Raw genomic sequence first — 14,191 nt, forward strand, 5'->3', positions numbered from 1 at the left:
ACATTCGCTTTTTTAGGTTTATGTTCAGTTTTCAAGGAACTTACCTGTCTAGCGACGTTGGCTTTAATTCAGTGCCGTATCGCGTCGACTTGTATATAATACCACTCTGCTTTCAGATTGTCAACACCCTTTTTTAACTTTTTCTGTAACTTTTTGCACATTTTTTCTGATACGCAAGGCTGCGTTGGCAAAGAAAGCCTTTTATCTGCTTACTTTGCAGCGTCAAAGAAATTACAGCTAAAAGCAAGACGCTTGCCCTAAAACAGCAAAGAAGCCCTGGATTTCTCCAGAGCTTCTCACAAAACAACTTAAATCAATACAGCTTAGCGCCTGCCGGAATGTGCGGGTCTACCATCAGCAGATGCAGCTTTTCCTCTCCTGCTTCGCTGTGGATAGCGCTTAAAAGCATACCGCAGGACTCCACGCCCATCATAGCGCGCGGAGGCAGATTAACGATAGCAATTAAAGTCTTGCCTACCAGCTGCTCCGGCTCATAATAAGCGTGAATGCCGCTTAAAATAGTGCGGTCTGCGCCGGTACCGTCATCCAAAGTAAATTGCAGCAGCTTTTTGCTCTTAGGCACAGCCTTGCACTCTTTCACCTTAACAGCGCGGAAATCGGACTTGCTGAAGGTTTCAAAATCCACGAAATCCTTAAACAAAGGCTCAATCTCCACTTTGGAGAAATCGATAACCTTCTCGGTCTTGGCTTCCGGCTCTGCTGCCGCCGTTTCCACCTGCTTAACGTCCTTTTCTACCGCATCATTACCGCCCAACGGTTTCATGGTCGGGAAGAATAATACGTCGCGAATAGAAGAGCTGTTGGTCAGGAACATTACTAAACGGTCAATGCCAATACCTAAGCCGCCCGTGGGAGGCAAGCCATATTCCAGAGCGTTGACAAAATCCTCATCCATCATATTGGCTTCTTCGTCGCCGTTAGCGCGTTCTTCAACCTGCTTCAGGAAACGCTCCTTCTGATCGATGGGGTCGTTAAGCTCGGTGAAGCCGTTGCAAATCTCGCGGCCGTAAATATAAGCCTCAAAGCGGTCGGTAATTTCAGGATTATCCGGGTTGCTCTTAGCCAAAGGAGAAATCTCCTTGGGATGCCCGGTAATAAAGGTCGGCTGAATCAGCTTATCTTCAACATACTCTTCAAAGCAGGCGTTGATAATCTTACCAATGCCAAAGCTGGGCTCAATCGCTACGTTCAGCTCCTTAGCGATAGCCCGCGCCTCCTCCAGATCGGTAACATTGGTAAAATCCTTACCTGCATATTCTTTTACGGCTTCAATCATACTCATGCGCTTCCAAGGAGAAGCCAGCTCAATTTCTGTACCTTCATAGGTAATTTTCGTGATTCCCAAAACCTTTTCCGCAGTCTTGACTACAACCTCTTCGGTCAGGTCCATCATATCGCGGTAATCGGCAAAGGCCTGATAAATTTCCACGCTAGTAAATTCCGGGTTATGCCTGTTGTCGATACCTTCATTGCGGAATACGCGGCCTAATTCATAGACGCGATCCATACCGCCTACAATCAAACGCTTGAGGTACAGCTCCGGCGCAATACGCATATAAACCTGCATATTCAGCGCGTTATGGTAGCTGACAAACGGGCGCGCTGCAGCGCCGCCGGCAATAGTATTTAAAATCGGCGTTTCTACCTCCAGGAAATTATGGCTGTCCAGCACTTCGCGCACGCTTTTGATAATCTGGCTGCGTTTTACGAAGGTATCGCGCACTTCGGGATTGACAATCAAATCCACATAGCGCTGACGGTAACGCAGCTCCACGTCCTTCAGACCATGCCATTTTTCCGGCAACGGACGCAAAGCTTTAGACAGCATCTCCACTGCAGTAGCCTTAATGGAAATCTCGCCCATATGGGTGCGGAAAATAGTACCGGTAACGCCTACTGTATCGCCCAAGTCCAATAATTTAATCAGCGCGTAATTCTCCTCGCCGATTACGTCCTTGCGCACATAAACCTGCAAGCGTCCGGTTCTGTCCTGCATATCCATAAAGCAGGTTTTGCCGTGGCCGCGAATAGCCATCAGACGTCCTGCCATTTTTACTTCCGTTTCCTTTTCAGCTAAGTCGTCGAACTGTTCGTTAACGTCAGCCGCATGATGGGTCCACAAAAAGCGGCGGCCAAAGGGCAGCCAGCCGTGTTCTTCAATTTTATGCGTCTTTTCGATACGGTTCTGCACCTGCTCGTTAAGATCTATTTCCGTAATCGGGGTTTTATCCTCCAAATTATGTCTGCACTTATTTTCAGCCATCCTAGTTCTCCTTATCCTTGTTTCCTTATTTTACTTCCAAAATTTCATAAGACAGCTCGCCTGCGGGAGTATTGGCAACAACAACGGTATGCACTTCCTTGCCCAGAATAGCTGCGCCTACGGGGGATTCGTTGGAAATACGGTTATTGAAGGGGTCGGCCTCGGTAGTGCCTACGACGGTATAGGTTTCTACCTCGCCGGTTTCCGTATCTTTCAGCAGGACGGTGGAGCCCAGGGATACCACGCCCTCTTTTCTGCCTGCCGCGTCGTCGATGATAGTAGCAGTTTTAATCATCTGCTCCAATTCCAGAATACGGCCTTCGATAAAGGCCTGCTCGCTTTTAGCATCGTCATATTCGGAGTTTTCGCTGATATCGCCGTAAGAAATAGCGACCTTCAAGCGCTCGGCAACCTCTTGACGGCGGGCGCTGCGAAGATTTTCCAGTTCATCTTCTAATTTTTTAAGACCTTCAGCTGTTAAAATAGTTTCTTTATTAGCCATGTTCCCTGCTCCTTTATCACAAAATAAAATTTATATCACTCTTAAATTTTATTATAAGCTTTAGACAATTTACTTGTCAACATCAACAGCCATGAACTGCCAGCGCCAGCTGCGCATTATGCCGCACCTCTTCAATATGCTGCGAGGACACAGCTCGTTCAAAATTGCGGAACCCGGCCATCTTAAAATGATGCTTGTCCGCCAGCTGCGAAATAAGGTTGATTTTTTGAATGTCCAGATTCCTGCCCAAGGAAAAGTTTTCATAGCGTTTATCCAAGGCCAGAATCATGGTTTCGGACATGCAAGCATAAGATGTATGAGGCGGAAAGCCAAAATCAAAATGGAAGTTGACATTGCCGGGCACGTCGATAACGCCGCCCTCGATAACCAAAACGTCGTTGCGCTGCAAGGATACCTCGCGGGATACGTTGCGCGGGCGCGCTACGTCGCAGACTACTGCACCGGGCTTTAAATCCCCCGGTTCAATCAAAAAGTCCAAAGCGCTGGTAACTGTGATAACAATGTCGGCTTCTTTCAAAGCGGTATGGATATCCTGGCTCACAGCCACCTCGCAGTGATTCTTTTTGATAAGCTCCTGCGCCAGTTCCTCTAAAGGCCCTAAATGCCGCGCCACCAGAGTAATATGCTTAACCTCCCGCGCCAGCAGGCGCACCGAAGCCGCGCCTATGGAGCCCGTAGCGCCCACTATCACGGCACGGCACTCCTTGAGGTTTTTGCCCATCATTTCAGCGGCGTCCTTGGTTCCCTGAATTGCAGTTGCTACCGTATAGCTGTTGCCGGAGGTTACCGCAATATCCAGATTCTTAGCAACAGTAATACCTGCGTCGCCAACGATAGAGGTAAAAGCGCCCAGCCCCACTATTTTAGCGCCCAGCTCCTGCGCCACGCGCCCAGCTTCAATGATGCGGTCCATAACAAATTCTTCAGGCAGCTCTATCATTTGCTTAGCCGTAAGAGGACAGCCTACAAACCAGCCCTCGGCCTCGGCAAAAGGACTTTGAATGCCTGTGATATGGGAAACCTTAAAGGGCTTCTTCATTTTCAAGCAGGCTTCAATAATCCTGTCAGGTATGTACTTCATAAGCGGCGATAAATGCTCCATATCCTGCAACGACAGGGGATGAAGTATAAATGCAAACTTTTCCATGATCTAAATTACTCCTTAGTGCTAAAGCACTCCACAGAAGATTCTATATGATAATGCTCCAAGAGCTTTAAATATTCTTCGGCAGGCAGCGGCCCGCGTCCATTATGCAAAGCCACCAGCATTGCCTCCATCACATTGGTGCCAAAGCTGCGCCCTCCAATGCAGGGAGTTGTTGTAATGAGGGTTTTAACCCCCGCCCGTTCCAGCATACTGCGGTCAGCGGCAGTAACCGTATTAGTGATAATAGTTTTACCGGGCAGACGGTCCGGCATAAATTTCTTTATATAATGAAAATCGCCTGCGATAATATCGTTTTCCAAAAAATATTCCGTATGCCGCGGCTCCCGTGCCTCCTGCTCCTGGCCCATGGGATAAAACCAGCTGACGGGCAGCTTCGTTATTACCGGCGCCAGCAGCGACGCCCACCAGGATAATGTCTTTAAGGAATACAGCGGTTTATTGACGTTCAGGCCGAAAATCAAATCGCCAAAGGTGACCTGCGCCCCCGCCTCCAGTAGGGCCTCCGCCATACCGAAGCGGTCCACCGCGCACACCAGCAGCACCTTGCTGCCCTTAATGGAAACTTTATCTCCGGCAGCCAGGCTGCGTATAAGCTTGCGCTCCAAGGAATTTTTTAAGCCGCTGCCGTCCAGCACCGGCGTATGGCGCACATTAGCAATCAAATGCGCTGACTCGCGGAAGGTATAGCGTTTGTTGCCAGCGAAAACATAAAGGTCGGTGCCGCCCAAACCAATGGCATCCGCCTTGCCGTCCCACTGCTCCAGCAGCTGCCTGGCCCTGCTTAAATCTCCGTCGGTGCCGCGGCGTTCCAGCAGAACCCGCTGCCCGCCTAATTCCAGCGCCGCGCTGGCGTCGCGCCTGGACGAACCAAGGCTTATGCTGATGACCCGTTTAGCCTGCTTGCTTACTTCCATAGCCCAAACTCCCTGTACGTATCTTTAACAGCATTATATTTTAGCATATTTAGCATTTTTCTACAATGCCAGATGCAAAATGTTTTTCTGTTTCATAATAACGATATGCGCATTGACGATATTCTTCAAGCAAAGCAATAAACTGCTTCTGGGTATCTGTCTTATGAAAGCGTCCTCTGAATTCGGCCGCATGTGGCATACCCTTGAGATAAGCGGAAATATGGCGGCGCATTTCCTTTACGGAAATATATTCTCCCTTATAATCGATGAGCATCTGCAAATGCTCCGCCGCTAAATCCAGCCGCTCGTCCACCGTCGGCGCAGGCGGCACTGCAGCCCCTGCCAGCACTGCTTTCAAACGGCTGAACAGCCAGGGATTACCGTCGGCGCCGCGCCCGATCATCAAGCCGTCCACGCCTGTTTCTTTAAGCATGCGCAGCCCGTCCTCCACCGTAAAAATATCGCCGTTGCCAAAAACCGGCACCCTGACGGCCCGCTTAACGTCGGCAATAACGCTCCAATCGGCCTTGCCCTCATAAAACTGCTGCCGTGTGCGCCCGTGCACGGCCACGGCGGCCACACCGGCCCGCTCTGCCGCCAACGCTATCTCCACCGCATTGCGGCGAGCGTCGTCCCAGCCCGCGCGAAATTTTACTGTTACGGGTATCTGCACGGCATCTACCATAGCTGCTAAAATTTCGTAGGCCAACTGCGGATTTTTCATCAGCGCCGAGCCCTCGCCGTTGTTTACTATCTTAGGCACAGGGCATCCCATATTAAAATCGATAATGTCGGCGCCGCTTTGCTCAACTATTTTTGCTGCCGCAGCCAGCTCGTGAGGCACGCTGCCGAAAAGCTGAATAGCCGTGGGCCGTTCCCCCGCGTCGATGCGCAGCATCTCGGTTGTCTTGACATTTTTGTACAGCAGCCCCTTGGCGCTGACCATCTCCGACACGGTTAAGCCGCAGCCCAGACGGCGGCAGATAAGCCGGAAGGGTAGGTCGGTAATCCCGGCCATGGGAGCCAGCGCCAAAGGCGCATCCAGTTTAATATTTCCTATCTTCATACTATCTCCTGTATTCAAAAAAGCCCGCCATAACAGCGGGCTTAATATTGCGTTAATCTAAATGTCGGCAGCTATGCGCCGCGTCTTATTTGGCGTTCTTTTCGTAAAGGATACGCAGTCCGTCAAGCGTCAAGAATGGCTCCACCACGTCGATGCAGTCGGATTCGGCCGCCATAGTATTGGCAAAGCCGCCGGTAGCGATAACGAAAGCCTCGCCGCCCAGCTCCTTCTTCATATGGCTGACAATGCCCTCCATCTGGCCCACAAAGCCGTAAATAGCGCCGGCCTGCATGGAATTTACCGTGTTGCGGCAAATAACCGTCTTGGGCTTAATCAGCTCGATACGCGGCAGCTTGGCGGCACGCTGAAACAGCGCTTCGGTAGAAATGCCGATGCCGGGGGCGATAGCGCCGCCCAGATATTCGCCGTTGGGCAGCAAAGCGCAGAAGGTGTTTGCCGTGCCAAAATCAAGAATGATCATGGGCTTATTCAAATGACTGTATTTGTTGAAAGCAGCCACAGCGTTAACAATGCGGTCAGCGCCAACCTCTCTGGGATTATCATAACGGATGAAAATACCGTTTTTAATTCCGGGTCCAACTACCATGGGCTTAATGGAAAAATAACGCTCGCACATATGGCACAGCGGAATCAGCACCGGGGGCACAACGCTGGAGATAATGATCGAGCTGATCTTATCCATGGCAACGTCGCTGTAATCGAACATACTGCGCAGCATAATACCAAATTCATCAGCAGTTTTGGAACGGTCAGTAGAAAAACGCCAGTGTACCTTCAACTCCTTGCCGTCAAAAACGCCGGCCACAACATTGGTATTTCCTACATCAATTACAAGTAACATTCTTTCGTCCTCCTCGGAAATTGTCTTTTCCGCTTGCAGAATACGGCCCGAAAGCCGTATATATTTTACCACAAAGAACGAATATTGCAAGGATTATCGCAATATTTTCTTTATAAACATATTTTGCCGCACTTGCCCGCCGTACAGCCAAACTGCTATGGGCAAAGCGAGCGTTCCTGCGCACAGCAAAACCGCAGTATTGCTATATAAAGCGTAGTAATGCCCGTTCAGGCATAAGCCGCGCGCCGCCTGCGCGAAATATGTAAACGGCGAAAGATACGCCAGACAGCGTACGCCCCAGGGCATCGCTTCCAAGGGCCACGTGTAGCCGGACAGCATGAACGCAGGCACCGTATAGAAAATAGACAAACGGCTGAACAACAGCTCGTCGCCCGCCAGACAGGCTGCAATGCCGCCCACTTGCGTTACGCAAAACAAAAACGCGCCCGCTAAGAGTAAATGCTGCCACCATGCGCCTGCTACCGGCAATGCGAATAACCGCTGCCCAGCAGCTAAAAACAAAACGTAGGACACTAATCCCAAAAACACATAGACCGCCGACTTAGCCAGCCACGCCGTCCATGGACGTGGCACAGCGCCAGCCGCAGCGCCGCCCTCCCACAATACGCCCGCCGCCACAGCCAGCAACAAGCCCTGCTGCAAAGCCACTAAAGCCAATCCATAAACGAAAAAACGCAAATAGTCCAATTGCGGATTTCCCAGAATACGATAAGTAAACGCCACCGGCTCTACGCGCCTTGCACTTTGCTGCCGCAGCTGTCTGGCGTCGCGTTGCAAAAGTTCGGCGGCGCATTCGGCGTTAAACTTCTGCATCAAATCAATAGCTGCTATACTGCTGTTGCTGGTGACAATAATATTGCTGCCGTCCACCGCCAGCAGCACCTCGCTCTGCCGTCCGCGTTGAATTTTTTCAGCAAAATCCGGCGGAATCACCAAAGCGGCGCTATGCCTGCCCTGACTGCGCAGCCAATAGGCAACCCCCTCGTCGCTATCGGCCCATGCTACGACGCGAAAGCCGTCGCTATCGTCAAAGTTCTGCGCCAACCTCCTGCTCAACGCCGTATTGCTTTGGTCCACTACTAAAAGCGGAATTTCCCGTACTACGCCAAATAAGTACAGCCAGGAAAAAAGCAGTAAATAAGCCACCGAAGCGAGTAACAGTAAAACCGCCCGCCGCCGGTCGCGCCAGAAAATATCCAACAGCTCGTTTTTGGCAACTGCCCAAAAATATTTCATGCGCATTTCTCCTTCCGCAGCCTGCGGCGCAGCAGCGTTATATCCAGGCAAAGGACAGCGCCGGCCGCCGCCAGCATAAGCGTTATATTTTCCGGCAGCAGCGCCGATGTTCCCTGCAAGGATAAATCCCGCAGCGGCAGGGCTATATAGGTGATTGGAAAGAAGGCCCGTATAAATAGCGGCAAGCCGCCCACCCATTCGTTAGGCCAGCTTAACCCGCTGTATAACAAACCCGGCATGATAAACAGCAGCGTTTCCTGTATCGCCATAACGGCCTTGCCGAAAAGGAAGGAAAACAGCATACCGACGGCGGTAAACAGCAGGACGAAGCTTCCGTCAAGCAGTGCGAAATGCTGCCACGCGCCGCGCAAAGGGACGGCAAAGCCAAAATGCGCCAGGCCTAAACACAGCCCAAAGCTTAGCCACGCAGCCAGCGCCACCGCCGCTAACTGACCGGCAAGCGCCGCGCTATAAAAGCGCCATTTGCGCCGTTTGATATTTGCCCAGGCGTCAGCAGTGTATAAATACAGCGATATTTGCACGCCGTTGCACATCAGGCCCAACAACATAAAATTGGTATACGAATTTGTGGAATTATTAAGAATGCGCGCCCGCAGCGCAGCCGGATAAACCGTTTCTATAGCCTGGTCGGGATAAAAGCCCAAGCGTTCGCTTATGCGCTGCCCTGCGCCCACCAATACGTTCATATTGATTTCTTCGGCCGCGACCAAGGCCGCGCTGCCATAAACCACGTTAGTAGCGTCGATGATAATCGCTACATCCGCCTGCAGCCCATTTTTAATCCGTTTGTCCAAATCCCGTTCTATATAAATGCCTGCCTTGGCCTTTCCCTCGTGCAGCCTTTCCTGCAGCTCCTCCAATGTCTGCACGTGCTCTGTCACGATAAACCTATCTGACGTATCGTAATAATTTATCAGCTGCCTTGACGTTTTACTCTGCTGCATATCGCAAACCACCGCAGGTATATCGTTCAGCACATTGGCTTGATAGGTAAAGCCGAACAACACCGTATAAGTCAGGGGCAGCAAAAGCAGCAGCCAAACCAGTTTCTTATTCCAGCCGCCAGCGAGGTAAATTTCCTGCATAAACGCGCGCCGCAGCTCCCCAAAATATATTTTCCACATGCGCCGTTACCTCATAAAAGGCGAAAACGCATGCCGGGACGCACGCGAACATCGTTGACCTGCACCTTAACGTTAAAGGTAATAATATCGTCATCGTCGCCGCGTTCGCTGGTAGCGCGATAAGTAGCGAAATTAGGCTTTTTAGAAATATCGACAATGCGTCCTTGCAGGCGCAGCCCGTCGTTGCGCCCCGTCAATTCCACGCTCTCGCCAAGATGATATTTTCCTAAATCTGTTTCTTTAACTTTAAAGTTCACCCAATTATCTTTGGGGTCCTGCACCGCCACAATCGGCATACCTGTGGAAATCATTGCGCCGCAGTCGACATATTTAGTAGTAATTACCCCGTCGAAAGGAGCGATAATAACCGTTTCACTCAAATTCAGCGACGCCTGCCTTAACGCTTCTTCATTAGCCTGCACATTGGACAAGCTCTGTTCATATACGGCCGCCAGCACGTCGCGGTTGCTGCGGTAATTTTCAAAGCTTGTGCTGGATACCGCGCCCTGAGCAAAAAGCTGCTCATACCGCCGCGTATCCCGTTCCGCCTGCTCCAGATTAGCCTTGGCCTGCAGCGCGGACGCTTTAGCCGCTTCCACTTTAGCCTTAGAGGCCGCTGTGAGAGCGTCCTGCTCCCGCGCGTCTATCTGCGCCAAACGGTCGCCGCGGCGCACCTGCTGACCTTCGCGCACATACAGCTCTACCAGCCTGCCCGGCACCTTAGTATTAACATCCACCTCGGTAGCGTCCGCCTGCCCCCAAAGGATTGCGTCCCGGCGATTTTCAGCGCAGCCGCCCGCCAACGCCGTCAACGCCAACAGGCCTGTTACAAAAATCCAGCTTTTCAGCTTCATAATCTTGTCCTCCTTAAAACTTTCGGTACTATAATATTTTTATCAGTACCAATATGCTAAAATAAAAATGCAGCGCTCAGCGTGCATTTTTACTTTATTTAACTTTTTCGCTCTAACCCTTGCAGCAAAATATCCACAAGCTCGCGCATGGCTTCCTTGTAAGTCAGCGCGTTTTTGTCGAGGAAACTATAGGATGTAAAGCTATCGAACGCGCCGCGCAACAGCTGGCTGACAATCCCGATATGTATCGGCCTTAGCTCGCCCGCCGCAACGCCCTCTTCTATCAAACGCTCCAAGCGCTCCTGCCTTTTTAGCCTGGCCTTTTCCACTACCTGCCACTGCGCAGGAAACATCCGCTTTAAATCTTCATAAATATTTTTATTGAACATCTCTACGTCATAAGGATGAACCGTCAGTAATAGCCGCAGTTTTTCCGTCGGCTTGGCTGCGCTCGCGCAAATCTGTTCTTCCTGCCGTTCCATATCCGCCAGAATAATTTCCAGCAGAGCGCCAATCAATTCTTCCTTCGACGTGAAATTTTCGTATAAAGACCTTTTGCTCACCTTGAGCCGCGTCGCCAAATCCTGCATAGTAAAGCGCAGACCGCGCTCTCTTATTTCTTCCATGGCTGCGGCGATGATAAATTCCCTCATGGCAAAATCCCTTCAAACGGATTGACAATTTACTTATACTACTTTTACAACCCATTGTCAATCCGTTCACAAATATCTCACTTATTGATACGCGCCGTCCTTAGCGGCCGCCGGACGAATGGAAACGTCGCCTGCTACGACCTTTTCCAATGCGCCGTCCTCCTTGCGCACAATCAGCAGGCCCTCGTCGTCGATGTCCACGGCCTTGCCAAAATACGTCATATCCGGCGCAATAACCTTAACCTCCTGCCCCAAGGTGCAGGAATACTTGCGCCATTCCGCCAGCACCGGGGCAAAGCCCTCGCTGACAGCAGTTTCGTACAGCTCCTCCATATTCAGCAAAATATCGCATAGCAGCTGCACGCGGGTAAAGGGCTCCGTAGCGGCGTCAGCGACGGACACTGCCAAATGCTTGACTTCGTCGGGATAATCCTCCGGCGTAGCGTTAGTATTGATGCCCGTGCCGATAACCACGTAATTGATATGGCCGAACTCGGCGTTCATTTCCGTCAGGATGCCCACCAGCTTGCGCCCCAGCAGCAGAATATCGTTGGGCCATTTAATAGCGGCCTGCACACCGGCAATTTTATTGATAGCCTTAACCACGGCCACCGCCGCCAGCAGCGTACACTTGGACGCCTCCTGCGGCAGAAAGGGCGGCTTTAAAACTACCGAAAACCAAATGCCCTTAGCGTAAGGCGAAATCCAGCCGCGCGACAAACGGCCCTTGCCTGCGCCCTGCTCCTCGGCCACTACCAGCAGGCCGTTTTCACAGCCCTCGTTGGCCAGCGCCTTCGCCAGATTATTGCTGGAATCTACGCTGTCGCGGTAGCAAATATTGCGTCCCAGCCATTTCGTTTTCAGGCAGGACAAAATTTCCTGCGGAAAGAGCCGGTTTGGCGCTTCCTTTAAAATATAGCCCTTCTTGGGCACGGACTCTATATCGTAGCCTTCGTTCTTCAAGGTTTGAATATGCTTCCAAATCGCCGTGCGGGAAACGTCCAGCTGGCGGGAAATTTCCTCGCCGGACAAAGGCTCGGCGCCGCTTTTTCTTAAAAGCTCTAAAATTCGTTTACGCATACGGGCACAACCTCCATTACATCTTGTCAACAACAAATTATCTTACACAAAGAGTATCACCAGGTTAACCAAAAGTCAAGCCCCGCGTAAACAATAGCGCCCCGCCCCCTTTAATAGAGGCAGAGCGCTTATACATGATTTTTACAAATGCCAAAATAGCGGCCAGAATTGCATACACACATAGCCCAACAAGCTTACCAGCAAAAGGCAGAACGCCGACAAGCGCACGCCCTGCCGCATCAAATCGTCGGGGCTGAGGCCGTAGGTAACGCCCACGGCCCGCGTGCTGACCGGCAAAATAAAAGCGCAGTTTACAGCTACGATGGACGTTAAAATATAGGGAATGGGGTTCAGCCCCAGCTGCCGGGTAATGCTTTGCACCACAGGTATGGAAATAGAAGCTGCCGCTGTATTGCTGCTGATTTCCGTCAGGAAGGTAGCAAACAGCGTCAGGCTGAACATTGTTTCCCAGCCGCCGCTCAGCGGCAGCAAGGTGATAACCTTCGCAATCTGCGCCGCCGCTCCCGTATCCGTAATCAGCTTGCCCAAAGCCAAGCCGCCGGAAAACAAAAAGATCATGCCCCACATCACGCCCTTTTCCGCTTCCTTCCAGCTCAACAGCAGCTGTCCCGTTTCATTGCGCAGCACAAAGGTCAGCATACCGAAGGTAAAAAACACGTAGGCAGGCTTCATTAGCGGCAGATATTCCACATACAGCGGACGTACAAAGGCCAGCGCCGTCGCCAGAATAAACAGCCACAGCCCCAGCTTTTCGCCCCGCTTCATCGGCCCCAGGGCGGCGTACACGCTGCGGAAATATTCCTTGCCGCCCTCCAGCCGCGCTACCGGCACGGGCAGCCGCAGCAAAAAGGCCAGAATAAACAGCATAATAACAAGCAGTAAAGGCAGAAAGCGCATAATCCAATCCACATACATAAACTCGCGTCCCGTCAGCTTTTCCAAATAGCTGATAGCCACCAGATTAGAGCTGCTGCCCAGCGGCGAGCCAAAGCCGCCGAAGCCCGCGCCCCACACGATGGCCAGCAAAATCGGCGTTGCCACAGGGTTATGCGTAATCTGCTCCTGTCCCAAAAATTTCAGCATGCTGACGGCCACAGGCAGCAGAATCATCACCACCACCACGTTGGGCAAAAAGATGGACAGCACTGTCGAAGCCACGAGCCAAACCGCTATTTGCTCGCGCACAGAGGTACCGATACCGCACAGGCTTTTAATCGCCAAGCGTTTATCCAGCCTAGTCTTTTCCCACACCAGACTAATCAAATCGCTGCCCACGAGCAGCACCACGATTTCTGAAAAATATTTGCTGATAATGCCGTCCATCGGCACCATGCCGAAGAAAGCGTTCAGCGGAATCGGCAAAAGCGCCGTTACGGCGATATTAACCGGGCGCAGCACCCACCACAGGCCCATCCAAAAGATGGAAGCGATAGCCGCCGCCTGCTTAGCGGGAATAAAAATATCCAAAATAACAAAAACAGCCGCAAAAAGCAGCGGCCCGGAAATTACGTTTAAAGAACGTCGTCTTTTCATATTGCAGCATCCTCTCCGCCAAAACGCGCCGCCTGCGCGCTTTTTGATTTAATAATTTACTTAATTATAATTCTGCGGTAAAATTAAGTAAAATACTTTAATTTGATTATAATAATCATCTTTTGTGATGTTTTGGAGAGCAGCATATGGACTTTGATTTTTACCGCAATTTTATCGCCGTCGCCGAAGCAGGCAATATCAGCGCCGCCGCCAAGCAGCTGTCGCTGGTGCAGCCGGCGCTGAGCGCCCAAATAAAAACTCTGGAAAAATATTACGGCGTGCAGCTGTTTAAAACCAACCGCGGCAAACGGCACATCGAGCTGACGGAAGCAGGCGAAGCCTTTTTGCAGCAGGCCAAGCTGATGTGCAGCACCGAAGACAGCATCAGCCTGACCATGCAGGCCTTCAGCCAAAAGGCTATGGGGACGCTGCGCGTCGGCGTGTCCCATGTGCGCAGCGAATATTTTTTGCAGGCGTACCTCATCCCCTTTGCCCAAAGCCAGCCGCAGATAAGCTACCAGTTTCACAATGCTGCCGTAGCGGAGCAACAGGAGCTGCTGAACAAGGGCCTTATCGATTTCGCCTTTGCCAACGCGCCGTTGGGCCAGTACGAAGACCTTGCTTCTATAAAAGTAGGACGGGAATATTTCTACGTATATTACCAAAAGGACAAGACCATGCCCTGGGAAGCAGGCCAAAGCCTGACCCCCGCGCAGCTCGCCGGGCTGCCCCTCTGCTGTAACTACGGCAGCTACGGCCTGCTGCGCAGCGTTTGTCAGGAATACGGCGTGCAGCCCAATGTAATTTTTATCGCCACCGCCGCCAGCAGCG

Annotated in this window: 13 protein-coding genes; 1 reads left to right on the forward strand and 12 read right to left on the reverse strand. The window is 51.4% G+C overall.

Annotated features, from left to right (window positions below; translation table 11 throughout):
• Positions 1-313: 313 nt before the first annotated feature.
• The 12 genes from lysS to QZ105_RS08580 all read right to left on the reverse strand — a co-directional run bounded on the left by lysS (position 314) and on the right by QZ105_RS08580 (position 13,360).
• Positions 314-2,284 carry a lysine--tRNA ligase gene (gene lysS, locus QZ105_RS08525; protein WP_366936027.1) on the reverse strand — a complete coding sequence of 657 codons (1,971 nt, stop codon included), beginning with the start codon at positions 2,282-2,284 and terminating at the stop codon, positions 314-316.
• A 25-nt stretch (positions 2,285-2,309) separates the two neighbouring features.
• Entirely contained in the window at positions 2,310-2,786 is a 477-nt protein-coding gene (gene greA / locus QZ105_RS08530; RefSeq protein ID WP_293729494.1) for a transcription elongation factor GreA, read from the reverse strand.
• A gap of 82 nt (positions 2,787-2,868) precedes the next feature.
• Positions 2,869-3,954 carry an NAD(P)H-binding protein gene (locus QZ105_RS08535; RefSeq protein ID WP_293729495.1) on the reverse strand — a complete coding sequence of 362 codons (1,086 nt, stop codon included), beginning with the start codon at positions 3,952-3,954 and terminating at the stop codon, positions 2,869-2,871.
• 8 nt (positions 3,955-3,962) lie between these two features.
• Positions 3,963-4,889 (reverse strand): quinate 5-dehydrogenase, encoded by a 927-nt coding sequence (locus tag QZ105_RS08540; RefSeq protein WP_293729496.1) that lies wholly within the window; start codon positions 4,887-4,889, stop codon positions 3,963-3,965.
• A gap of 49 nt (positions 4,890-4,938) precedes the next feature.
• Positions 4,939-5,955 (reverse strand): tRNA dihydrouridine synthase DusB, encoded by a 1,017-nt coding sequence (gene dusB / locus QZ105_RS08545; RefSeq protein ID WP_293729497.1) that lies wholly within the window; start codon positions 5,953-5,955, stop codon positions 4,939-4,941.
• An 85-nt stretch (positions 5,956-6,040) separates the two neighbouring features.
• A complete protein-coding gene (locus QZ105_RS08550) occupies positions 6,041-6,817 on the reverse strand; it encodes a type III pantothenate kinase (RefSeq protein WP_293729498.1) in 777 nt (258 codons plus the stop codon).
• Positions 6,818-6,910: 93 nt separating this feature from the next.
• Positions 6,911-8,074 (reverse strand): ABC transporter permease, encoded by a 1,164-nt coding sequence (locus tag QZ105_RS08555; protein ID WP_293729499.1) that lies wholly within the window; start codon positions 8,072-8,074, stop codon positions 6,911-6,913.
• Complete coding sequence (locus QZ105_RS08560) at positions 8,071-9,219, reverse strand: ABC transporter permease (protein WP_293729500.1); 1,149 nt, start codon at positions 9,217-9,219, stop codon at positions 8,071-8,073. The genes QZ105_RS08555 and QZ105_RS08560 overlap by 4 nt, the downstream gene beginning before the upstream one ends.
• A gap of 11 nt (positions 9,220-9,230) precedes the next feature.
• Entirely contained in the window at positions 9,231-10,073 is an 843-nt protein-coding gene (locus QZ105_RS08565; RefSeq protein WP_293729501.1) for an efflux RND transporter periplasmic adaptor subunit, read from the reverse strand.
• Between the two features lie 98 nt (positions 10,074-10,171).
• The gene (locus QZ105_RS08570; RefSeq protein ID WP_293729502.1) at positions 10,172-10,726 is read right to left on the reverse strand and encodes a TetR/AcrR family transcriptional regulator; all 555 of its coding nucleotides are present in this window, start codon (positions 10,724-10,726) and stop codon (positions 10,172-10,174) included.
• An 81-nt stretch (positions 10,727-10,807) separates the two neighbouring features.
• Positions 10,808-11,806, reverse strand: a complete 999-nt coding sequence (locus tag QZ105_RS08575; protein WP_293729503.1) for a biotin--[acetyl-CoA-carboxylase] ligase — start codon at positions 11,804-11,806, stop codon at positions 10,808-10,810.
• Positions 11,807-11,947: 141 nt separating this feature from the next.
• The gene (locus QZ105_RS08580; protein ID WP_293729504.1) at positions 11,948-13,360 is read right to left on the reverse strand and encodes an SLC13 family permease; all 1,413 of its coding nucleotides are present in this window, start codon (positions 13,358-13,360) and stop codon (positions 11,948-11,950) included.
• A gap of 146 nt (positions 13,361-13,506) precedes the next feature.
• On the opposite strand from QZ105_RS08580, the gene QZ105_RS08585 reads away from it, so the two are divergent.
• Positions 13,507-14,191 (forward strand): LysR family transcriptional regulator (locus tag QZ105_RS08585; RefSeq protein WP_293729505.1); only part of this gene is annotated, 685 nt, incomplete at its 3' end.

Source organism: uncultured Phascolarctobacterium sp. (genome assembly GCF_905212365.1).
In the GTDB taxonomy this organism is placed as follows: Bacteria; Bacillota; Negativicutes; order Acidaminococcales; family Acidaminococcaceae; genus Phascolarctobacterium_A.

Excerpts from the sequence above, each read along its gene's own strand:
- lysS (WP_366936027.1), bottom strand. The coding sequence starts at position 2,284 with ATGGCTGAAAATAAGTGCAGACATAATTTGGAGGATAAAACCCCGATT.
- greA (WP_293729494.1), bottom strand. The coding sequence starts at position 2,786 with ATGGCTAATAAAGAAACTATTTTAACAGCTGAAGGTCTTAAAAAATTA.
- QZ105_RS08535 (WP_293729495.1), bottom strand. The coding sequence starts at position 3,954 with ATGGAAAAGTTTGCATTTATACTTCATCCCCTGTCGTTGCAGGATATG.
- QZ105_RS08540 (WP_293729496.1), bottom strand. The coding sequence starts at position 4,889 with ATGGAAGTAAGCAAGCAGGCTAAACGGGTCATCAGCATAAGCCTTGGT.
- dusB (WP_293729497.1), bottom strand. The coding sequence starts at position 5,955 with ATGAAGATAGGAAATATTAAACTGGATGCGCCTTTGGCGCTGGCTCCC.
- QZ105_RS08550 (WP_293729498.1), bottom strand. The coding sequence starts at position 6,817 with ATGTTACTTGTAATTGATGTAGGAAATACCAATGTTGTGGCCGGCGTT.
- QZ105_RS08555 (WP_293729499.1), bottom strand. The coding sequence starts at position 8,074 with ATGAAATATTTTTGGGCAGTTGCCAAAAACGAGCTGTTGGATATTTTC.
- QZ105_RS08560 (WP_293729500.1), bottom strand. The coding sequence starts at position 9,219 with ATGTGGAAAATATATTTTGGGGAGCTGCGGCGCGCGTTTATGCAGGAA.
- QZ105_RS08565 (WP_293729501.1), bottom strand. The coding sequence starts at position 10,073 with ATGAAGCTGAAAAGCTGGATTTTTGTAACAGGCCTGTTGGCGTTGACG.
- QZ105_RS08570 (WP_293729502.1), bottom strand. The coding sequence starts at position 10,726 with ATGAGGGAATTTATCATCGCCGCAGCCATGGAAGAAATAAGAGAGCGC.
- QZ105_RS08575 (WP_293729503.1), bottom strand. The coding sequence starts at position 11,806 with ATGCGTAAACGAATTTTAGAGCTTTTAAGAAAAAGCGGCGCCGAGCCT.
- QZ105_RS08580 (WP_293729504.1), bottom strand. The coding sequence starts at position 13,360 with ATGAAAAGACGACGTTCTTTAAACGTAATTTCCGGGCCGCTGCTTTTT.